The organism is Streptomyces sp. R-74717, from assembly GCF_047305335.1.
Classification (GTDB): domain Bacteria; phylum Actinomycetota; class Actinomycetes; order Streptomycetales; family Streptomycetaceae; genus Streptomyces; species Streptomyces atratus.
The window spans coordinates 10,045,009-10,066,338 of sequence record NZ_CP102361.1 but is presented as its reverse complement, the minus strand read 5'-3'; the positions used below and the strand labels follow the sequence as shown (position 1 = coordinate 10,066,338).

Genomic DNA, 21,330 nt, shown 5'->3' with positions numbered 1-21,330 from the left:
GCAGTCACTCGGCCAGTACCTCCGGCGAGAGGCTGCCGCCGCCGGAGACGGAGGTGACCGCGTCCAGGCAGCCGGTGCGCAGCACCGCTTCCTTCAGCATGTCGACGAGCGGCACGACGCCCCAACGGCGCTGTATCTCGGTCTTGATCCTGCGCAGGTTGCGCGGCTCGGGCTGGGCCTCGGCCGCCGTGAGCCGGATCGCCCCGGACTTCCGCTCGGCGATGTCCAGCCAGGACAGCTTCGGCATCCGGTCGTTCAGCAGGGTCAGCTCGGTGGTCATCTGCTCGCGCAGCTCGTCGACGAACACCGCGGCGTCCAGCGGTTTACGCAGCTCCCGGTAGTTATCCTCCCGCCGGGCCTCGAAGTCCTGCGGCAGGTCCTCATCCGGGTTGCGCCACTTGTCGGCGCCGACCACCCAGATCTCCTTGCACTTGAGCTGATCGCGCAGGGCCTGGAAGGCCACGACCTCGTAGACCATGCGCGCCACCCGGCGCCGGCCCCGCTTGTCGGCGCGGTGCACGACCTCCGCCCAGTCCCCACCCATCGCCTTGTGCACCGGGACCGTCTCGCCCAGCGGGTAGTACGTCGTGTTCCCCGCGTTCGCATACCTCGCCACCAGCGCCAGGGCCTCGATCACCGGCCGGTGAGCATGGTTGGAGGAACGGAACTCCAGCACGTCCAGCAGCCTGATCAGCCCGCGCCGGTAGTGGTTGGTGTAGGACGCCTTCAGCGTCGTCTGCACCGTCCGACGGTAGACCGGCCCGCGGGTCTTGAACTCGTGCACCAGCTCCCGCAGCGTCGCCTCGCCCCGGACACCGCCGGGAACACGACCTGGCGGACCGTCCCCTCCGGGGCGCCGAGCGACGCCTCGGCGAGCTTGAAGAGGATGTTCTCCTTGCCCGATACCTTCTTGAACGCGTTGATGAGCTGCTCGGTGACCTTCCTCTCCGCCCGCGCCCCGATCCGGTGCACCGTGGAGATCAGCAGCTCCACCAGCGTGTCGGTGATCTCCCGTTCCCGCTCGTGCAGCAGAGCGGCCAGCAAGCTCACCCGCGGCAGTACCGGGTGCGTCCGCAGGTGGGACGGCGATTCCACCGCGTCCCGCGCCCGCCAGGCGGCTACGACCTTCGGCGCGACGTCGATGAACAGATCCGGTGGCAGGCCGATCGCCCGCAACGCCAGGAGCTTGTCGATCTCGGTGAGCATCGTCTCCAGGCTCACGTTGCCCGGCGCTTCCCTGATCTTCGCCAGTACCGGCGGCGCGTCCTCGCCCTCCGTACCGCCGCCCGCGGGTCCGGCGTCGTCCTGGTCGGCGCCGGCCACCAGAGCCACGATCCGCTCGATGCTCTCCACGGTCAGCCGGGAGGAGATCAGGGCCGTCAGCGACTCCGCGGCCGCCCGCAGAGCGGCCCCCACGATGCGGTCGCACCGGCAGGCGGCTCAATGCTCTCCTCGCGACAGCGGGCCAACAGTTCCACCCGGACCTGCTCAGGCCTGCGTTCCTTGTCCGCGATGTGCTCGGCCAGATACGCCGTCAGCTTCTCCGCGTCCGCGACGCTGCACTCACGGAAACCGAGGTGCTCCCGGATCTGCGCGCGGTGGTACTCGACCGTACGGCCCGTCCAGTCATAGAAACCCAGCTCCGAGGCGGGAACCTGCATCTGCCGAGCGACGAACTCCACGGCCTCACCAGGCAGCTCAGCCCGGCCCCGGGGAAACCGGCCGTACTGCGTATAGAACTTCAGCAGCACGGCGAAGCCCAGTCGCGTCGCACCGCGCTTGCCAGACACGAGCGCCTGCTCGTCCTTCAGCAACGTCCAGTGCTCGACGAGTTCATCCAGGTCCAGCGGAGTACGGGCCACGATCGCCGATCGTCCTCGCAGAGCTTCACCCGCCGCAGCCGTACGGCCTCGGACTCACCCACACGAGTGACGCCCTCGCAAGATCACCGCCGTTTGCGGCTGGTGACGATCCTGCTGGCTTATTCCGTGCCCGGCGGGTCTGGCGGCTCGTTGGTCAGAACAGCAGTGGCCGTCTTGGCGTTCCCGGTCGCGGGTGGGGTGTGGAATGTCGATGCGACGAGCGGTGGCGAGCCAAGTACGGAACCCGCGCGGGTATCGAGGGAACCATCCACCAGGCCGTCGCGGTCACCGGGATAAGACGTGCCCGCTATCTCGGTCTCCAGAAGACCCGCCTGGAGCACGTCTTCTCCGCCGTTGCACTCAACCTCATTCGCCTCGATGCCTGGTGGAACGGCCACCCGCTCGACCGCACCCGCGTCAGCTACCTGGCCCGCCTCGACCTCTCCCTCACCGCGTGACCGAGTAAGCCAGCAGGATCGGTGACACGGTTCTTACCGGCACCCCATGCTGTGAGCACCAGCTCGAAGACCTACAGCCATCCCTGCCCGGCGGACTCGGCGACGGGCAGCGCGCTCACCACCGCCACTCGCCACCGCCAAGGTCAGCTTGCCGGGCCGTGCAACTGTGCAGGAACCGGCTCAGACGACCACAACCCGGCGCCCGCGTGTGTGACCGGCCTGGCTGTCGATGTGCGCGGCCGCGGCCTTGGCGAGCGTGTACGACCTCTCGACCGGGATGTGGAGCTTTCCCCGCGAGATGAGGGCGGCGGCCTCGGCGAGCGCATCCGGCACGCTCCCGGCCACACCGGAGAACCGGACACCGAGCTCCGGCGCATCGAGATCGGCGATGGAGATCACCTGCTGCGGGTCCCCGGTCAGCTCAACGAGCTCGCGGATCACGCCCGAGCCGGCCAGATCGAGGGCTGCGTCGACATGGCCGAGCTGCCGCACCCGCTCGACCCAGCCCTCGCCGTACGTGGTGGCGAGGGCACCCAGGCCCCGGAGATAGTCCTGGTTCGCGGCCCCGGCGGTGCCGATCACCGTGATGCCGCGGTCGTGGGCGATCTGCAGCACTGCCGATCCGACTCCCCCGGACGCACCGCTGACCAGCAGCGTCTGTCCAGGCTGCACACCGACCTCGCGGATGATGCGCAGCGCGGTCTCCACCACGGAGGGGTATCCGGCGGCCTCTTCGAACGTCAGCCCCTCGGGCATACGGGCCCAGGCCGACAGCACGGCGAACTCGGCATAGGTGCTGGAGCCTTCGCCGAACACGTGGTCGCCGACCTCGACACCTTCGACGCTCTCGCCGACCTCGTCCACCACCCCGGCGGCGTCCAGTCCGACTCCAGCGGGCAACTCGATCGGATGGGCCTTCAGGATCTGGCCTTCACGGACCCTCCAGTCGACGGGGTTCACGCCCGCCGCCCGCACGGCGATGCGTACCTGGCCAGGGCCCGCGTGGGGCTCCTCGGCATCTATGAGGTGCAGAACGTCCGGACCGCCGAACTCGGCGAAGCTCACTTTCTTCATGCGGCGACCGTATCACTAACGGTTAGCATTTTGGAGCTGTTCCGGCTTCGCACTTGATAGTGTTAGCGCATGACCGTGCCGTCCGGGCGCCGTGAGCGTAAGAAAGCCGCGACCCGCCAGAAGATCGCTGACACCGCCCTGCGGCTCTTCCTGGAACGCGGGTACGACGCGGTGGGTATCCGTGAAGTGGCCGCTGAGGCCGACGTGGCCGTCACCACACTCTTCTCCCACTTCGCCTCCAAAGAGGCCTTGGTCTTCGAGCAGGACGAAGACTTCGAGCAACGCCTCACGCAGGCGGTCACCGGCCGGGCGCCGCACGAGCCGCTCATCCCCGCGCTGCGCAGCGAGATCCAGGCCCTGGTGCGACATTGCACGGCGGACAGCGCCGCCCCGATCTGGCGCATGATCGACGAATCACCCGCCCTGCGGAAGTACGAGGAGTCGATGAGGCTGCGCCACGCGGAGACGCTGGCAACGGCCATAGCCGCCGATCCCGAACTGTCGCAGACCGCAACGGCGAGCCGGACGATCGCAAGGTTCGTGATCGACGCCTATTCGCTGGCCCGTGAAGCGGCCGAACCGGAGGCCGCGGTGGACGAGATCTTTTGGATGATCGAGGCAGCCTGGGAGGCCACCTGCCCTTCTCGACGTACGTGAGGAACTGTTCCTCCAGGTAGGACAGGTGCCGGGGCGAGCTGAGACAAGTCGCCGAACGCTGGGATTCAACTTCCATCCGCTCGAGCAACTGGTTCACGTTGTCCCGGGTGAGGAGCTTCAGCTTGCCGTCGGGACGGTCTTGACTTCCGAGACACCGCGGTCGGCGCGCTTGGCCGTGGACTAGTGGCTTGTCACGCAGCCTTCGCCGGGTATTCGGTCCAGGATCTGATCGGTGAGTCGGGTGCGAAGGCCGTCTTCGGCTCGGCGTTGGCGTTGTGCCAGCGGACGTAGGAGGCGATGGCGGCGTTCTGCTCGTCGTGGCTGCGGTGGTCGGTGCCGTTGAGTGCGAAGTAGCGCAGGGCCGCAAACTCGGACTCGATCCAGTTCAGCCAGGACCCGTAGGTCGGCAGGAAGACCAGCTCGACGTCGTTGTCAGCGGCCCAGGTCCGCACCTCGGCGTGCTTGTGCGGGGAGAAGTTGTCCAGCACCACGTACAGCTTCTCCCCGGGCCAGCGGGCTCGCAGGGCCTTGAGGAGGCCGAGGAACTCGCGCCACCGCTTGCGCTTTCGGATGCGGTAGTACAGCTTGCCGGTGGCCAGATCGAGGGCGGCGAGCATGTGCATCACGCCGCCGTAGCGGTTGTAGGTGGCTCGCAGCCTGCGCGGACGCCTCACCGGGCCCCACGCCTTGCCCTTGCGGGGCATCAGGTTCAGCGGTCCGAACTCGTCGACGCATATCACCCGTCCGTCGGCAGGCGGGGTGTCGTACAGCTCCAGGATGCGGTGCATCTTGGCGATGAACTCCGGGTCGGTGGACGCCTTCCACGTGGTGGTGGTCTTCCAGGAAATCTTGCCGGCGCGAAGGATCCGGCGCAGGGTCTCCCTGCTGATGGCCGCTGTCACCTTCTGCTTGATGAGGTGGTCGGCGAGCTTGCTCAGGCTCCAGGTGGAGAACGCGGTGATCTTCCAGTCGGCGGGGGACGTCCGGGCGATCAGGCAGATGTGCTCGCGCACCTTGTCACTGATCGTCCTTGGGCGTCCCCCGCTCCATTTTGGGTCCAGCGCATCCAGCCCCTGCTCGTTGAAGGCGTGGATGACGTCACGTACGTAGTCCTCGCTGACCTGCATCAGCACGGTGATGTCCTTGACCGTCTGGCCCTGGGCGGACATCAGCACCACGATCGCCCGGCGGAGTTTCACCGGGTCCTTCGCGGTCCGGCTGATCCGCTGCAGCTTCCGGCCCTCCTCCATGCTCACCGGCCGGACGAACACACTCGGTCGACGTCCCACAACCACCTCCAAGATCAGTCTTGGAGACAGTCTGCTGGGTCACGAGCAACAGGTCGATTACCCGCCGAAGGCTGCGTGACAAGCCACTAGCTCCGACGGCAATCCGTTGCGCTCCGCTCAGCCTTGGAAAGCTGCTCTCCGCTGGCGCCTGCTCCTCGAACGGGCCAGGTCCACCACGGCCTGCCCGTCCTCGGCGATGTCAACGAGGTCCCACGGGTCCAGCCCATCAGGCCAGTTCCACGCGTCCATCGCATGCCGGAACGGGTGTGCCCGGCGGCGTACAGGTGCAGGACGTCATGGCCGACCCCGGCCTCGTCGACGTAGGCGCGGGGGCGCTGAACAGACACAGGCCCGGCTTCTGGGATGGCTCACGGCGTCGTCTCCGCCGCGGGTTGCACGGTGGTGTCCGCAGGTGTACGAGGTCGAGGAACGGTGACCGGCATGCCGAGGTCGAGCCGCTTGTCCATCTCCAGCCGGAACGCGCCATACGGGTTGATGTTCGACCAGAACAGCGCGGTCAGGCCGCGCCGGTCCTCGTCGCTCAGCTTCTTTGCCCAGGCCAGTTCGGCCAGGACCTGCTGCACTAGCAGGGTGTTGACGTGGACGAGCGCGGACTGGAGTAGGTGGAGCGCAAGCATCGAGGTCTCGGCGTGCTCCTTGTCCGGACCGGTCAGGGCGCCGTCCTTGCCGTAGTGGAGCAGGTGTTGGCGCTGTTCCAGTTCTCCACGACCTGGAGTCCGCCGTGGATTTCGCGCCGCAGACCGGGGCTTGCCAGGTAGTCGCACGCGAAGACCGTGCGGACCGCGCGGCCGAGTTCTTCGAGGGCCTGGTAGGTGGGGTGCTTGGGGCCGCCGCGGGTGAAGCGCCGCAGCACCTGCTCGGCCTCCGCAGTGCCGAGCCGGAGCGCGGTGGCGTACTTGACCATCTGGTCGTACTGCTGCTCGATCAGCTCCCAGCGGATCGGCCGCGTCAGCGAGGCACCGAGCGTAGACCAGCCGGGCGGCGTCGTCAGGGCGGTACAGGCGGATGCTGCCGATGTTCTTCAGCCTCGGCAGTAGACGGAAGTTGAGCAGCTCGGTAAACGCGAACCCGACGACGCTCGCGCCGTGCGTGTCGACGTAGTTGGACTCAATCTCGGCATCCGTGCAGTGCCGCAGCAGGCCCTCGATCATCGCCGCGACCTCGGACGACGAACAGCTCTTGAGCTGGGAGTAGATGCAGACGTTCTTCCGCTCGACGTGCCGGTCGATCATCACGCCGTTGCCACCGTAGCGGGCGTGGTACTCGGTCATGAAGTTCGAGGACCAGGACCCGAACTTCTTGGAGTCCGACGCGCACGCGTTTCCCCGGCCCCACCATGCGGTGTCGCGGGCGGCGAAGGTGGCGTTCACCAGCTTCGTCACGGCGGCCCGCAGGTTGTCGACGGTGACGAAGTGCCGGCGCACGTGCCGCAGCGCGGCCTCGCTCTCGCCATGCTCGCCAGTCGCCACGATCGCCCGGATGCCCATGTTCGTACCCAGCGCGAAGAGGACCAGCACGCCGATAGATCTCGCGGCGGCGGACCGCGTCCCGCAGCGCGACCAGGACGCACAGCTCGTACGGGATGCGCTCGACCTTGCCCTTGTCGTCGACGACTGCCTCGCGCCAGTCCTTGCGCACCACGCCGTCCATCGGCACGGCGTCCGTGGCGTCGTAGAAGCGGGTCTTGCCGTCGACGTCGGCGTACTTCTTCAGCAGCTTCATGGCGTCCATCACCGGCCGGTAGGCGGTGTTGTTGCACTTGAAGCCCAGCGTGTTCAGCAGCGGCGGCATCTGCCGGTAGTACGAGCTGTAGGAGGAGCGCAGCGTGGTGCGGACCTTGGCCTTGAAGACCTTCTCGTTTGCGTTCGCCTCGGCGACCGGCTCGCGGAGCGTCTTCTCCCCGACCACCGGGAACAGGGCCCGGCGTACAACTTCGTCGGGCTCGTCGACGGCGGCCGTCGCCAGCTTGAAGAGGATGCCCTCCTTGCCGCGGACCTTCTTCAACTCGGCGGTGAGCTGCTTCTCCACCCGCAGCTCGGCACGGGCGTTGATCTTGTGGACCAGGGCGACCAGCAGGCCGACCAGGGCGTCGGTGATCTCCGCCTGCCGCGAGGAGCACAGCGCGGCAAGCAGGGTGACCCGTACGTCCTGTGCCGTGTCGCGGAAGTCCGAGGGGTACATCTTGATCGCCCGTGCCCGCCACGCGGCCACCAGCTTCTCCGAACAGTCCGCGAACAGCCCGTCGGGCAGTCCCAGCTTGCGCACGTCATTGAGCTTGGTGATCTCCGTCAGTAGGGAGTCCAGGCCGACCGCGCCCGGGTCGCGCTTGAGCGCGGCCAGCAGGGCAGTGCCCGCCTCGTTGTCCTCGGCCACCAGGGACAGTAGCCGGGCCGTGCCCGCCTCGCCCAGGCGACCGATGGTGCGGGCGCAGAACGTCTTCTCCCACTTGCCCCGCGCCGCGACGAGTACCTTCTCGGCCCGGGTTGGGCCCGGCGGCTCGATCTTCCGGGCTCGGCACTCCACCAGCAGGGCCTCGCGCTGCCGGTCCCCCACCAGCTCGACCGGACAGACCTCCACGGCCAGCCACTCAGCCAGCACCTTCTCATCCGCGACCGTCGACGGTCGAAACCTCAGGGCCTCCCGGATCTGCTTGCGGTGGTACTCGACAGTCCGGCCGACCAGCGTGTACTTCGCGAAGTCGGTGGCCGGGACCTTCACCAGATCGGCGACGTACTCCACCGCGGCCGGCGGGACCTCTTCCAGCGCATCGGGGAACCGGCCCTCAAGCTCGAAGAACTTCAGCAACAGGCTGAACCCGAGCCGGGTCGCCCCGCTCTTGTTCGCCACTAGGTCCCAGTCGCCGTCTACCAGCGTCCAGTTCGCCAACAGCTCCTCTGGCGACCACTCTTGCCGCACGCCCGCCCCTTTGGCCTCGATCACTCGATCACTCGATCACTCGATCACTCGATCAGACCAACGACGGTGCCCAGGACAGGGAAACGGGGCACGCCCAGCTGTCCGTGACCTACTTTGCGGCTGGTGTCTGAGTTAGGACACCGGGGCCGATCACGGGGCCCAGTACACGAGCCATGCCTTCGCCGACGCCTGCCGCCGGGCCGGCGTCCGCCAGAGCATGAGCGCAGTGGGCAGCAGCGCGGACAACGCCGCCGCGGAATCGTTCAACGCGACCTTCAAAAAGGAGACGTTGAAGGGGCGAAAGGGCTGGTCGAGCGAGCGTGAGGCCCGACTCGACGCCTTCCGATGGCTGTCCCGCTACAACACCCGACGCCGGCATTCCCGGCTCGGCCAGCGATCCCCGATCGCTTACGAGAACACCTTCCACTCAACATCAACTACCCTGACCCGAACCGCATAGACGTGTTCAAGATCCGGGGTCAAGGCCCCCCGCGCTCAACCCGGTCGAGGGCCTGTGGACGCATATCAAGCGGAGCCTGGCCAACCTGGCCGCCCGCACCCTCAGCGAGCTGGAGACCCTGCTCCGCAGGCGACTCAAAGCACTGCAGTACCGGCACACCATCCTCGGCGGATTCCTCGCCGGGACCGGCCTCACTCTCGACAGACCGAACTGACCCAAATATGCCAAAGTCAGGTAAAGGGCAGTCCACAGACTGCCCGACTCACCAGAAGCTTACGGGGCCGTGATCACTCGCCCCGAAGCAGCTCCACCGACCTCACTATCCGCTGCTGTGTCATGACCGATGCAAAGTCCGGTCACTGCGCAGCGGTATGAAGTCCCAGTACAGCCTCTGCTCCTCGTCCACTACGGGCATGTAGTCGTTGAGGGGCTGGTTAGTCTCGAGAGACGTGGCGATCGTCTCCATGAGCACCGGCAGGGACGTCCACTTCTCGTGTGATCCACGCATAATGCCTTCCGTGGCCTCGGCTTCGTGGACGCGCCCCCGGTCGATCTCGGGACGGTGGTCCAGTACGAGGTAACCCCCGCCGACGTCCCGCGCGATGGGGATCAACTGCGGATGTCCGTACAGGACGTGGCTGGCCCCGATCTTCATGAAGTCGTAGTCCACCTCCTCTCCTTCCTCGTCCGCCGTACGCTTGTCGTAGAAGCGGGTGAAGAGTTGCCACTCATCCGCTATCTCGCGTGCACTCATCAGTCTGTAGAACCCTGGCAGCAGCGAGAATCGCTGGTCGAGGAGACCGTCGTGCCGCAACAGTGACATCGCCAAGGGCTTCAGCAGTGGCCGGCCGATGACGCGTTCGGCTGCGGCGATGTCCGCCGGATCCGCGGGCGGCGCCAGCGCGGCGTAGGACGCCGGGGCGTGCTCGGCCAGCCAGTTCTCGATTCGCGTCCACGACTCACTGATCGGTGCTGTCATGGCACGGCATCCTGCCACCTGGTGCTGACAACCTCCGGGGAACACCCAGACTGTGGCCGTGCTGTGACTGGGCGAGATAGCTGTCACCTGGGCGCGATACCTGTCACTGACGTTTTCTCAGCGAGATGTCTACGCGGAACAGTGTTGGTGAAGTCGGCCCGGGGCGCGGTTCCGATCTTTCGACCGGCCCGTTTCCCCGGAGCCGCTTCCCAAACCGGGCATGCGACTTGGCACCGCACCCGGCTCTCCACAAGCCCCGAGGGCTTCGTGGTGGTTGCTCTCATCCCGTGGCATCCCAAGGAGTGGGAATCGTCAGGCCCCGGTAGCGGTAGCGAGTGGTGCCTACCGTGATCGGGTTGAACAGCTCCCGGGTCTCCCCGGTCCACCATGATCCACGGCCGCAGTAGCGGCGGAAGATCTTCCTCCGACCCGTCTTGGGGTGCTTGCGCTGTACCCATCTCCACACCGTGTGCCACATGTAGTTGCGCAGGTAGGAGAAGGTCGCGAAAGACACCCCGGGCCGGAAGTAGGCGCACCAGCCCCGCACCGCCGGGTTGATCCGGGCGAGCAGGGCGTCGAGCGGCTGGTTCGTGCCGACCTCACGGCACAGTGTCTTGACCTTGGCCATGACGGCCCGCAGGGCCTTCTTGGCCGGGTAGGTGTAGACGTAGTACCGGTTGGTCCCTGGCTTTCGGTGGCGCTGGATGTGCCAGCCGAGGAAGTCCAGGCCCTGCTCGATGTGGGTGATCAGAGTCTTCTCCGGCGACTGGCGCAGGCCCATCGTGGTGAGGACTCCCGCGATCTCTTCGCGTAGCGTTTCGGCGTCTGCCTTGGTGCCGTGGACCATCAGGCACCAGTCGTCCGCGTACCGGACTAGCCGGTAGTTGGGGAGACCTCGGCGTCGACGCCTGCGGCGCTCGTTGAGATCAGTTCCGGCGCCTCCCGAGGCTTGGGCGATGTGCTCGTCCAGGACCGAGAGGGCGACGTTGCTGAGCAACGGCGAGAGGATCGAGCCCTGCGGGGTGCCGGTGTCGTTGTCCCGCAGCAGGCCGTCCTCGCTGAGGATGCCCGCTTTGAGGAACGCCTTCACCAGGGCCAGGACGCGTTTGTCCCCGACGCGTGCCCGCACCCGCTCCATGAGAGCGGTGTGTGAGATCTCGTCGAAGCAGGCTTTGATGTCGCCTTCCACGATCCACTCGTACTTCTTGGACGTGAGCAGACGCACCTCTGCCACCGCGTCGTGAGCCCGGCGGTTCGGGCGGAACCCGTAGGAACACGGGAGGAAATCCGCCTCGAAGATCGGCTCCAGCACCAGCTTCAAGGATGCCTGCACCACCCGGTCGGTGATCGTCGCGATCCCCAGTCGGCGGAGCTTGCCGCCCGCCTTGGGGATCATCCGTTCCCGCACCGGCCTGGGCTGGAAACTGCGGTCCTTGATCTGCGACCGCAGCGCGTCGAGGAACTCCTCGACTCCGACCCACAGCGCGATGGACGACGCCGTGCGTCCGTCCACCCCGGCCGTGCGTGCACCCTTGTTACCCCGCACCCGATCCCAGGCCACCAGCAGGAAGCCGGGATCGGCAACGAGATTGAACAGGTCGTCGAACCTGCGATGAGGATCATCACGAGCCCAACGGTGCAGCTTGGTCTGGATCTTCAGTACCTGGCGCTCCGCCTCATACAAGGCGCGCTCCAGCTCGTCGGTATTCACCGGCGACCCTCCCGACATTCCAGTACTTCGGCCACTGACTTGCTGGCCCCCTTTGCCCTGCGACCGGCTTTCCCGGTCTCCACGGCGGGTCGTTACTCCCGCGACTACTACGGGGCCTCCGCCCCATCCACGGCCATCAGTCGGCAACGGACCTGCCCACCGCCGAACTGGCTGTCCGGCGGCTCGGGCGACCGCGGATGGTTCCCACGTTCACCACACAATCGATCGGTCAGGGAGACGCCCAGCTCTACGCCGACAATCGCCACGCCTACGCCGCAGGCTTTCAACGTGGCCTCCCCACCGGAACAGGAAATCCGGCTTCGGAGTTGACCCACCCGTCCGAGGACAAGCAGGTCACGCGCTGCATACCGGCCCGTATCCACCAGGTTTGAGCCGGCTCAGTGCTTACGGAGCTTCAACCACTGGTTCGCTTTCGCTGCACCTTCTGACCTCGCTAGACGGGCCCGCACCATCCGGTGGTCCCGGCACGTCCCGCCGTTGTCGGGGCCGCTTGCCACCCTCCCCGGCGTTCCCCGGGTCAGGCTGCCCCCAGCTTCACCAGGCCGCTGCGACGACCCGGCGGTGGCGGCCTTTCACCTCCACTCGATTGCATAGCGCCTCGTGGCGCACTCCTGTCGCACTGAATCTGGCGGATTCTCACTCGGTCTCATCCGAGCTGTCGGATTCTCACCGCTTCGCGCGCCGAGCGGCGAACATCGCCTGGTTCGGGACCGGGCCCGCCCGACCGCGACGCCGCCCCGCACCCGCCGCCTGCCCGGGGGCGGCGGCACCGCCGCATCCTCACCGCAGCAGGAAAATCCAGGTGCCCCGGCCGCCACTCGTCCCTACGCTTCCCGCCATGGACAGCACCGGGGCCGAGCGCCTCCTGAACGTCGTGGATGTCGAAGCCACCTGCTGGGCCCGCGGCCAACCGCCGGGCGCGGTCAGCGAGATCATCGAGATCGGGCTGACCGTCGTCGACCTGGCCACCGCGGAGCGCCTCGCCCGGCATCGGATCCTGGTGCGTCCCGCCCGGTCCACGGTCAGCGAGTTCTGCACGGAGTTGACCGGCCTCACGCAACACGAGGTGGACGGAGGGGTCAGCTTCGCCGAGGCGTGTCGGCTGCTGGCGGCCGAACACCACGCCGGGTCCCGCCCGTGGGCCAGTGGGGCGACTACGACCGCAACCAGTTCACCCGGCAGTGCCAGGACACCCGGACGCCCTATCCCTTCGGCCGGCACCACACCAACGCCAAAGCGGCCTTCACCGAGGCATACGGCCTGCGCAAACGCCCTGGCATGACACAGGCCCTGGAGATCGCCGGGCGGCGGCTCGAAGGCCGTCACCACTGCGGCGAGGACGATGCCTGGAACATCGCCGCCCTCGTTCTCCACCTGTCTGAGCGGGGCGTCTGGCCGGATCCGTGCTGACCGCGCTGGGCATTCCTCTGCACGCGGAGGCTGGACAGCAGATTGGGGCCGGGCGCATCAAGACGGATCTCCGGGATTGGCTCTCAGCCCACGGCATATTCCGCGGAAGCCAGATTCACTGAGAATCCTGCGCCGAGTGTTCTCAGCCGACTTGGCAACCCCATAGCTGAGGACAAGATCCAAAGACAAGCTCACCGCCGAGTAGCCGAGGGGATTCTCACCCCTCGGCTCTCACAGAACCGTGCGTAACAGTCGCCCGTTACACGGCTCTTGTCGTTCTGATCGTCAGACCACCACCGCGCTCACCGTCACGGTGAGTCGCCAGTGCGCGAACATGCGGGGGTATCGCCGGGCGATCTCCTGCATCTTTGCGAGGGCCTTTCGTTTGGCCTTGAGCCGCTTGTACTTCTGGCGGATCCAGCGCACCAAGTAGGCGTTGATGCGCATCACGAAGGGATGCAGCTCCCACGGCCGGAAGCGGCCGTAGTAGTTGATCCAGCCCGCCACGACGGGGTTGATCCATCGGGCAAGGTCGTTGAAGGACAGGTCCGAGCGGGTGTGCAGCTGCCATGAGCGCACCTCCCGCCCCATCTTCTTCAGGGCGTCGCTGCTGACGGCCGGGTCGAACGACAGGAACAATCTGCCGTGCCGGGTCCGGTTGCGTCTGGCGCGGAAGGTGTACCCGAGGAACGTGAACGCGGTGTGCTCGAAGGAGCCGTGGCGTCTGCCGTCCTTGCAGTACACGATCCAGGTCTTGGCCGGGTGCAGGTGCAACCCGACCTCAGCCATCCTGTCCGAGAGCGCGGTCAGGACCTGGCGGGCCTGGCGCTCAGTGACGCAGTGCACCACTGCGTCGTCCGCATAGCGTTCGAACCAGACGGTCGGGAACTCCCGGGCCATCCAGGTGTCAAACGCGTAGTGCAGGAACAGGTTCGCCAGCACGGGAGAAACCGGGGCCCCTTGCGGGGTCCCGCGCTCCCGTTCCAGCAGGGTGCCGTCGGGCATCTTGAGCGGGGCGGCAAGCCACCTCCGGACATACAACATCACCCAAACGGCATCGGTGTGCGCCTCCACCGCCTTGACCAGCAGATCCCAGGGCACACTGTCGAAGAACTGGGAGATGTCGAACTCGACCACCCAGTCCCTTTTCCAACAGCGGTCCCGGCACTTCTCCACCGCATCCAAGGCGGACCGTCCGGGCCGGTATCCGAAGCTGTCCGGATGGAAAACAGAATCCACCCGTCGCATCAGATGCCGGGCCACCACGGTCTGCGCCACCCGATCGGCGACAGCGGGAATACCAAGCGTTCTCGTGCCGCGTCCCTGTGGCTTGGGAATGGCCACCGCGCGCACCGGAGGAGGAAAGTACGAGCCCGACGACATCCGGTTCCAGACCTTGTAGAGGTTGTTCCTCAGGTCCTTCTCAAAGTCGGCGATGCTCTGCCCATCCACCCCTGGGGCGCCCTTGTTCGCCCTGACTTCCTCCCACGCTTCTTTGATTTCCCACTTCGAAATCTCAAACGGCTTGGTCTGCGACTTCAACTGGTCCACCGAACTCCTCCCGGACGCACTCCGGTTGATGCGATCAACACAGTCACGAACGACCCGGCCCCTTCGCTCCACCCCCATTACAGAGGCTTCAGCACTACTACGAGCCGGTCCGCCGGCACGCCCCGCTTCGGTACTCGACCCCTCGCAGTGTCCGCTGCTTGGGGCACTCCCTCTCGCCGCCGTTACGCGGCGGGCGGTATCGGGGCTGCCTTCTCCTGTTCCATGCGGAAGCCGCAGACCGGACTCACGTCGCCTACACGCCGGACACCACCTGGCCAATAGACGGGCACCCGCCAGGCTCATCCCGGGGTCTGTCTCACACACCGGTTTTGATGTCGCCTGTCTGTCTTTCGACGCGTCAGCAGCGATTCACTTGCGTTCGTCTTTCCGGTCCCCACCTGACGTCTCTTACGACGCCTTCTCCTCATCGCTCACCACGACGGTCTTCAGCCAACGCAGCATGAGGTGGTTTGAAGCCTCCCCCCGCAGGGCGGCTCCGAAGGGCCACAAAACCTTCATCTTCCGCACAGCACCACTTATGGAAGCTTGCCTACAACCAACTCCATTTCATGTTCAGGACACAAGAGACAGGACAAGTGTGAACACCCCATGCATGAGCGGGCCGGAGGCGGCGTACCCGACTGCGGACAGACGTGAAGCCCCTGGTAGGACAGGTCTCACCACAAGATCGTCCGCAACACCAGAGGCTTCACGTTGGTCACCTATGTTGCCACGCTCGACGTCCCGCGCCATGTTGTGGAGTACCTGTCCCGCCTGCTGACCGCCCACCGACGACGCATCGGTACTCCGCGAGGCAGCCGAGCACTCGGTCCGTTTCATCAGGCCGTGCTGGTGCTGCGCTGGTTCCGCGAGCGCGGCTGCGTGCACTGTCTGGCCCGGGACGCCGGCGTCTCCCAGGCCACCGGCTACTACCTCCACGAAGGCATCGACGTCCTCGCCGACCAGGCCCCAGACCTCCACGAGGTCTGGGACCGCTGCCGGCGCGAGGGCATGACGCACGTGGTCCTGGACGGCACGCTGATCGAGTCCGACCGCGTCGCTGGGGTCCGGGAGAACGGCAACGACCTGGGGTTCAGCCAGAAACACAGGGCGTCCGGCGGGAACGTGCAGTTCCTGGCCGCCCCGGACGGCACCCCGCTGTGGGTCTCCGATGTCGAACCGTGCTCCACTCCCGACATCACCGCCGCACGCATCCACGCCCTTCCTGCTCTGTACAAGGCCGCGGCCGACGGACTGCCGACCCTGGCCGACAAGGGCTACATCGGGGCCGGTATCGACATTCTTGTCCCGGTCCGCCGCCCGAAGGGCCGGTCCGAGCAGGCCCTGCACGCGGACACGAGAACCACGAACAGCCTGATCAGAGGAATCCGTGCCCTCGGCGAACGCGCTGCCGCCGAGCTCAAACAGCGCTGGCGCACCCTGCAGTACGTCACCCTCAGCCCGAGCCGGATCGGCGACATCGCCCGCGCCGCCCTCGTCCTCAACGGAACCTGGAAATGATCACCGCTGAGAAAACGTCACTCACCGTGCTGTGCGGCATCGGCGCCGCAGTGGCGACCATACGGCGCGAACGCCCGGACGCCCTGTTCTCCAAGGGCAGCTAACGACTGCGCGCCCGCCTGGGCATGCCGACCCACAAGCCCGTCCTGCTCATCTTCTGTGGCAGCAGCGGGTCCCAGCGCGTCAACGCCGCCGTTCAGAGCCAGCTCTCACTGTTGCGCGAGCACTTCTCCATCGTCCACGTTCGCGGCAAGGGCAACCTCGATCCGGCACTGCAGGACATCCCCGGCTACTGGCAGATGGAGTACTTGCACGACGAGATGGCCGGCGCCCTGTGGCTGGCAGACCTGGTGATCGGCCGCGCCGGTGCCACGACCCTTGCCGAACTCGAAGCGCTCGGCAAGCGTGCGGTCCTAGTCCCACTGCCTGCCTCAGTCAGCCGGGGCGACCAGCTCGACAACCGACCTACGCACCGGACCTCAATCCGCAGGAGGGCATCTGGTCCCTGGTCAAACGCGACATCGGCAACCTCGCCGCCGCTGACCTGGGTCAGGTCACCCGCGCGGTGAAGCGCAAGCTCAAGATGCTTCAGTACCAGCCTGCGGTCATCGACGGCTGCCTGGCGGGCACTGGCCTGGTACTTGACCATGAGGGAGACGGTTGTCAGGAGCAGTCGGAGTGATAGGCGAAGGGTCTGTCGGGGCACCGCAGGCATTCGAAGAGGTAGATGCCGCCCATGTCGCCGATCATGAGCCCTGGTGGGCGCTGGATCCGTGTGCGTTCCTCGTAGGGCAGGTCCCAGATTGTGCCCGTGGCGGGGGTGTCCTCGATGGGTAGCCAGGTCCGCCAGCTCTCGCCGTCGAACTCGGAGGAGTTGATGGTGAGCAGGTGGTCCATGCGCTGGTTGCAGGTCGGGCACGTGGGCCAGAACGGGTCCTGCGTCCAGGTCGGGTAGCCACCGACCTTGATTCCGTCGGACACGGAGAGGTGCGACCAGTAGGACCAGCCGGTTTCCTCCTCCAATTGCTCAAACCTGTCCTCGAGTGCATCTGCGACGCCTTCGGGCAGATCCCAGTTCGGGTAGTCGGTGACGCGTTCCGGATGCAGGACGCATGGGTCCGGGAGGTAGTCATTGTGGGTGCCGGTAGGGCGGGGCGGGGCAACTGCTTCGACGTCGATCAGGGAACTGTCCCGCCAGAAGATCTCGGGGCGAGGCACGTAGCCATACTCGTGATCAAACGGACACCACAACACCTGCAGCAGATCCATTCCAGTAGGGAACGGCAGCTCAGGCACGTCGGCGGCGAAGAGTTGAAGGACTGGCACCAGCGGGATCGACCCCACTCCCGGCGGGGAGAGGGCCGTGCGTGGGTGGTCGTCGTCGCAGCGGGGCCACGGCTGCGCACGTGGCCACAGCAGCGGTCCGCCGAGTGAGCTTTCACGCGCGCTGGGGTTGCCGACACGCGGATGCAGTCGGACGGCATCCCGACGATGAACGATCACCTCGGGGAACAGAGCCTCGACGTCGAGAGGGCGCGGCGGAGTAGTGCGAGCCATCTGAAGTGCTCCTCATAGGCCGGGTTGAGTTCGCCACGGATGACCGCAGCGGCCTGCAGAGTAGCCCTGAAGGGGGCCCGGGCCTACCACGGGGTTATCCCATGTCTCGTCCGGAAGCCCCACTTGCTCAGACCGACATCACGCATTCAAGTTCAGTTGCGGACGGTCTTCGTAGCCAGGACGACTTTCCAAACAGTGATCACCTCGGCTGGCAGCCGAAGAGAGTCAACGCCCGGATGATGCCGCTCCAGATCATCCCAGAACCGAAGCGCCAGCGAGATCGTGAGCACCTGCAATGATGTGATGTCAAGGCCTACGGACCGATGGGAAAGATAGGCGACTAAGAGGGCGTTTAAGTACCTCTGTTCCGAAAAGCGGCTTCTATCGCTGCCTCAGTTCATAATGATTACAGCCGTTATGCGGGCTTCATCTCCCCTTGATGGGTGAACCTCGTAGTCCGTTTCGCGAACTTCTACTACCGGAAGTCCGTCTGGTTTGAAAATGCGACAGAACCGCCCGATGGTCAGCGGAACAATCCATTCCGCGCCATCCGTGAAGACGGTACAGCGTGAGCCAGCGCAAGCCGTACCCCAGCGACCTGTCCGACGCCCGGTGGGCCTTGATCGAGCCGACTCTGACGGCCTGGCGGAAAGCCCGGCTCGACCGCCGCCCAACCGGTCAGCCGGCGAAGGTCGAACTCCGCGATGTGTTCGACGCGATTCTCTACCTGAACCGCACCGGAATCCCCTGGAAATACCTCCCGCATGACTTTCCTGGCCACGGCACCGTCTACTTCTACTACGCCGCCTGGCGCGACGAGGGAATCTTCGCCCAGCTCAATTACGACCTCACCGCCCTGGCCCGCGTGAAGGAAGGCCGCAAGCCCGATCCGACGGCCTCCGTCATCGACACCCAGAGCATCAAAACCTCCACCAACGTGCCCGTGACCAGCCAGGGAACCGATGCCGCGAAGAAGATCGTGGGCCGGAAGCGAGGCATCCTCACCGACACGATCGGCCTGATCCTCGCCGTGACCGTCACCGCCGCCAGCCTCTCTGAAAACGCCCTGGGGATACGCCTCCTCGACCAGGCGAAAAACACCTACCCAACCATCGCCAAGAGCTGGGTCGACACCGGCTTCAAGAAGGCCGTCGTCGAACACGGCGCGAAGCTAGGAATCGATGTCGAAGTCGTCGACAAGAACCCCGGAACTCGCGGCTTTCACGTCCTGAAAAGGCGCTGGGTGGTGGAGCGGAGTATCGGTTGGATCATGATGCACCGACGCCTTGTCCGTGACTACGAGACCCTCTCCGTCAGCTCCGAAGCCATGATCCACCTCGCTTCGATCGACAACCTCGCCAAGCGCATAACGGACGAGACCACGCCAACCTGGCGAGGAACCTACTAGGGCATAAGGGGCAAGTCGCCCACTCTAAACGCCCTCTGAGAGATCGCGGACCGGACGGCACTGCAGCCCGTAGCGGTCCACAAAGGTCTGCCGGAGTGAGCTGCCCAGTGCGGTGCGAGATCCGGAACAGCGTGTGCGGTGCGTTCGCTGGAAAGAGGCCCAAGTCGCGCAGCCAGGTGTAGGCGAGCTCGATCCGCCGATTGCCTTTGCTCTGGTTCGTGCTGTGCCATAGCAGCAGGTCACCGACGACGATGTCCTCGATGGTGCCGCCCTGGCAAGCCATGATCTCCGCAATGGTCTTCAGCCCGGACGAACCATCAGCCGACGACAGATTGGTCGGCAGTGACGCTCTCAACCGGGCAAACCCCTCGGGGTCGCGCGTTGCCTCCAGAGCCGGCCGAAGATGCCGCGATCTCGATCCGATAAGGAACTCCGGGCCGGGTCTGACAGCATCCGCACAGAGCAGCGCCAGGACCCCGACCAGCAGCGTCTCACGCCGGGACACACGTGCTTCCGAGCGGGCCCACGTCGCGAAAAGCCCCCCTCCATCCTTGGGACGCGATCTGCTGGCCATGGGCCGGGCTCGCCTGCCAGCGCTGTTGCCAGGTCTCATCGGGAAAGGCCGCCAACCAATCCAGCAGGAGACGTGCACCGAACATCCGATTTGCCTGAGCGCTGCTGTCCGTAGCTCGCAATGGCGGACGAGCCAGCCACTCAAGGACTTCTCCACGCGAGACGGCCGTTGCGTCCACGTACTCGGCCTCTCCCGAGGTGGGAATCGGTCCATCAACGTGAGCGCTTCCGCGCCCACCAAACTCGTGTCCCGCGGGACGAAACTCGAGGCGACGAGTGTCGCAGCGCTGGTCATGACACGTCCCGGCCGAAGAGGATGGACAAGGAGTCGGGGTTATAGGACGGCTCGTCGACAGGCACGGGAGGCTCCTTGCGTCGCTGTTCCTGACGGGCATGGTGGGTAAGCGCGGCGGTGATGACGTCGTCCCTGGCGGGCCGGTTGTAGATGTCCAGGGTCGACAGGCGCTTGTGACCGAGGATCTTCTGCACGTAGACCGGCGGCATGTTCGGGTCGTCGAGCATCAGGAACGTCGCCGTGTGCCGCAGGTCGTGAAGGGTCTAGTTGGCTCCCAGGAGCTCGTTGGCACGGTTGAACATCATGCGGGCCGCGTCGTACTCCAGAGGCCGCCAAGGGTGCCGTAGTGTCCACCACAGTGGGTAGCGGCCGCCGCGAGGGACGCCCTTCTTCCAGGCGGCCTCTTGGCAGAGCCGCAGCCAGACGAACGCGTCCGGGGTGGCGGGCAGCTCCTGGTACTCGCGGCTGCCCTTGCGGACCACGCCGATGGTCTGCTCGCCGACGACCGTACCGCCCTGCTTGGCGGTGAGCAGTTCCTCGGCGCGGGCACCGGTGGCGACCCAGAAGGCCAGCAGGGCCCGGTCGCGGTGCGAGCGGAGGCCGGCGAAGACCTCGGTGTACTTCTCGTCGGGAATCCGCCGAGGGATCAGCTGAGGAACGGTCGGACGGTAGAGGCCCGTGCGCCGGTTCCGGTGCTTCTTCTCACCATCGCTCTGTGACCCGGGCCAAGCCGAGCGGCGTTCACGAACCAGCGGGAACGGGTTGACGAGCAGTGCCCCAACGTTGCCATCCAGGTGGAAGTCGTGGAACTGCCGCAGCACCGTCTCGCAGTGAGCACGGGTTCTCGGCGAGTACTTCGTCCCGACGGTGGGCTTGCCGGTCACCAGATTCGGTGTCCCCGGCGCCTGCCTGTCACCGCGAGGCGGTGGGATCTCGGAGAGAGCCTTGCTTCGGTGGCGCCAATGGACGCGTACCGGCTTGGGCGCCAGCTTCATCCACAGCATGAAGTCCCGGGCGTCCTCCCGGGTCGCGCGGTCCCACTGGATCCCGAGCACCCACAAGAACCGGAACCAGCGCAGCAGATCCATGCCGTACGAACGTGGCGTCAGCGGCGAGCTGTCCCTCGCCATCAGCTCCTTGAGGTACAGCACGGTGGGCTCGACCGGCTTCCCGACCGGATCCAGCACCCTGTACGGCTCCCAGGGGTCTCCCGTCTCCAGTAATCGGCCTAACTCGGGCAGGACGAAGCCCCTCAGGTCCCTTCCGGGACGGTGTTCATCAAGCACGTCGGGAAGCTAGCAGATACCCCAGCTGACCTGCGAGAACACATGAGTTAGTTCGGTCAACAGGCCCGACCCTGCACCGCGACTTCTGCCCGCGCGGTGGGACCCACCTCGTCTCCGTCGCAGACGACTCGGCAATGATCACGGTGACGATCTTCAGCCTCACCGAGCAGAGCAGCCTCGAGCCTGTCGAACACAGCTTCCGCCAAGTCGCTGTGCCGTGGATGACCATCACCCTCGCCACCGACCCGCTTCACCAATAGGGCCGCCCGGACCGTTCCCCC

At 66.1% G+C, this 21,330-nt stretch carries 17 protein-coding genes and 5 pseudogenes; 8 read left to right on the top strand and 14 right to left on the bottom strand.

All coding sequences use genetic code 11. The features are described 5' to 3' along the window. Window positions 1-4 precede the first annotated feature (4 nt). From NRF20_RS46030 to NRF20_RS46020, 3 genes are read right to left on the bottom strand one after another with little or no spacing between them, the layout of a single operon-like run. A complete protein-coding gene (locus NRF20_RS46030) occupies window positions 5-742 on the bottom strand; it encodes a hypothetical protein (protein ID WP_398634411.1) in 738 nt (245 codons plus the stop codon). Next, window positions 727-1,416, bottom strand: a complete 690-nt coding sequence (locus NRF20_RS46025; protein WP_413754479.1) for a hypothetical protein — start codon at window positions 1,414-1,416, stop codon at window positions 727-729. The genes NRF20_RS46030 and NRF20_RS46025 overlap by 16 nt, the downstream gene beginning before the upstream one ends. Next, window positions 1,380-1,862 (bottom strand): DUF4158 domain-containing protein, encoded by a 483-nt coding sequence (locus NRF20_RS46020; RefSeq protein WP_398634413.1) that lies wholly within the window; start codon window positions 1,860-1,862, stop codon window positions 1,380-1,382. Before NRF20_RS46020 ends, NRF20_RS46025 begins: the two co-directional genes overlap by 37 nt. A 200-nt stretch (window positions 1,863-2,062) precedes the next feature. On the opposite strand from NRF20_RS46020, the gene NRF20_RS46015 reads away from it, so the two are divergent. Then, on the top strand, window positions 2,063-2,320 hold the full coding sequence (locus NRF20_RS46015; protein ID WP_398634414.1) for a transposase: 258 nt from the start codon (window positions 2,063-2,065) through the stop codon (window positions 2,318-2,320). Between the two features lie 180 nt (window positions 2,321-2,500). On the opposite strand, the gene NRF20_RS46010 is transcribed toward NRF20_RS46015, so the two are convergent. Next, the gene (locus tag NRF20_RS46010; RefSeq protein ID WP_398634415.1) at window positions 2,501-3,394 is read right to left on the bottom strand and encodes an NADP-dependent oxidoreductase; all 894 of its coding nucleotides are present in this window, start codon (window positions 3,392-3,394) and stop codon (window positions 2,501-2,503) included. Between the two features lie 69 nt (window positions 3,395-3,463). On the opposite strand from NRF20_RS46010, the gene NRF20_RS46005 reads away from it, so the two are divergent. After that, the gene (locus NRF20_RS46005; protein WP_398634416.1) at window positions 3,464-4,051 is read left to right on the top strand and encodes a TetR/AcrR family transcriptional regulator; all 588 of its coding nucleotides are present in this window, start codon (window positions 3,464-3,466) and stop codon (window positions 4,049-4,051) included. Between the two features lie 191 nt (window positions 4,052-4,242). Here the strand turns inward: NRF20_RS46005 and NRF20_RS46000 are convergent, their stop codons facing one another. The 4 genes and pseudogenes from NRF20_RS46000 to NRF20_RS45985 all read right to left on the bottom strand — a co-directional run. Next, window positions 4,243-5,301: an IS630 family transposase gene (locus NRF20_RS46000; protein ID WP_413754502.1), complete on the bottom strand. Its 1,059-nt coding sequence runs from the start codon at window positions 5,299-5,301 to the stop codon at window positions 4,243-4,245. 407 nt (window positions 5,302-5,708) lie between these two features. Next, window positions 5,709-6,286: pseudogene (locus NRF20_RS45995) on the bottom strand (Tn3 family transposase). Window positions 6,287-6,395: 109 nt separating this feature from the next. Continuing rightward, a pseudogene (locus NRF20_RS45990) lies at window positions 6,396-6,848 on the bottom strand (Tn3 family transposase); the annotation flags it as partial. Between the two features lie 1,033 nt (window positions 6,849-7,881). Next, window positions 7,882-8,277 (bottom strand): annotated as a pseudogene (locus NRF20_RS45985) (DUF4158 domain-containing protein); the annotation flags it as partial. A 145-nt stretch (window positions 8,278-8,422) separates the two neighbouring features. Here NRF20_RS45985 and NRF20_RS45980 point away from each other — a divergent pair. After that, window positions 8,423-8,737, top strand: a pseudogene (locus tag NRF20_RS45980) (transposase); the annotation flags it as partial. A 334-nt stretch (window positions 8,738-9,071) separates the two neighbouring features. Here NRF20_RS45980 and NRF20_RS45975 read toward each other — a convergent pair. Then, entirely contained in the window at window positions 9,072-9,716 is a 645-nt protein-coding gene (locus NRF20_RS45975) for an SMI1/KNR4 family protein (RefSeq protein ID WP_398634417.1), read from the bottom strand. A 280-nt stretch (window positions 9,717-9,996) separates the two neighbouring features. Beyond that, complete coding sequence (gene ltrA / locus NRF20_RS45970; protein WP_413754478.1) at window positions 9,997-11,427, bottom strand: group II intron reverse transcriptase/maturase; 1,431 nt, start codon at window positions 11,425-11,427, stop codon at window positions 9,997-9,999. A gap of 859 nt (window positions 11,428-12,286) precedes the next feature. On the opposite strand from ltrA (NRF20_RS45970), the pseudogene NRF20_RS45965 reads away from it, so the two are divergent. Continuing rightward, a pseudogene (locus tag NRF20_RS45965) lies at window positions 12,287-12,858 on the top strand (exonuclease domain-containing protein). A gap of 285 nt (window positions 12,859-13,143) precedes the next feature. Here the strand turns inward: NRF20_RS45965 and ltrA (NRF20_RS45960) are convergent. Next, window positions 13,144-14,409 (bottom strand): group II intron reverse transcriptase/maturase, encoded by a 1,266-nt coding sequence (gene ltrA / locus NRF20_RS45960; RefSeq protein WP_413754477.1) that lies wholly within the window; start codon window positions 14,407-14,409, stop codon window positions 13,144-13,146. A 714-nt stretch (window positions 14,410-15,123) separates the two neighbouring features. On the opposite strand from ltrA (NRF20_RS45960), the gene NRF20_RS45955 reads away from it, so the two are divergent. After that, entirely contained in the window at window positions 15,124-15,930 is an 807-nt protein-coding gene (locus NRF20_RS45955; RefSeq protein ID WP_398634419.1) for a transposase family protein, read from the top strand. Window positions 15,931-16,055: 125 nt separating this feature from the next. Next, a complete protein-coding gene (locus tag NRF20_RS45950) occupies window positions 16,056-16,499 on the top strand; it encodes a glycosyltransferase (protein WP_413754476.1) in 444 nt (147 codons plus the stop codon). A gap of 94 nt (window positions 16,500-16,593) precedes the next feature. Here NRF20_RS45950 and NRF20_RS45945 read toward each other — a convergent pair whose 3' ends face one another. Further along, window positions 16,594-17,148 carry a hypothetical protein gene (locus NRF20_RS45945; RefSeq protein WP_413754475.1) on the bottom strand — a complete coding sequence of 185 codons (555 nt, stop codon included), beginning with the start codon at window positions 17,146-17,148 and terminating at the stop codon, window positions 16,594-16,596. A 907-nt stretch (window positions 17,149-18,055) separates the two neighbouring features. Here NRF20_RS45945 and NRF20_RS45940 point away from each other — a divergent pair. After that, window positions 18,056-18,895: an IS5 family transposase gene (locus NRF20_RS45940; RefSeq protein ID WP_413754386.1), complete on the top strand. Its 840-nt coding sequence runs from the start codon at window positions 18,056-18,058 to the stop codon at window positions 18,893-18,895. Window positions 18,896-19,759: 864 nt separating this feature from the next. Here the strand turns inward: NRF20_RS45940 and NRF20_RS45935 are convergent. Then, entirely contained in the window at window positions 19,760-19,990 is a 231-nt protein-coding gene (locus NRF20_RS45935) for a hypothetical protein (RefSeq protein ID WP_413754474.1), read from the bottom strand. A 36-nt stretch (window positions 19,991-20,026) separates the two neighbouring features. Then, window positions 20,027-20,950, bottom strand: a complete 924-nt coding sequence (locus NRF20_RS45930; protein WP_413754473.1) for a site-specific integrase — start codon at window positions 20,948-20,950, stop codon at window positions 20,027-20,029. A 233-nt stretch (window positions 20,951-21,183) separates the two neighbouring features. Here NRF20_RS45930 and NRF20_RS45925 point away from each other — a divergent pair, with 233 nt between their 5' ends. Then, complete coding sequence (locus NRF20_RS45925) at window positions 21,184-21,309, top strand: hypothetical protein (protein ID WP_398635259.1); 126 nt, start codon at window positions 21,184-21,186, stop codon at window positions 21,307-21,309. The last annotated feature ends 21 nt before the right edge of the window (window positions 21,310-21,330 follow it).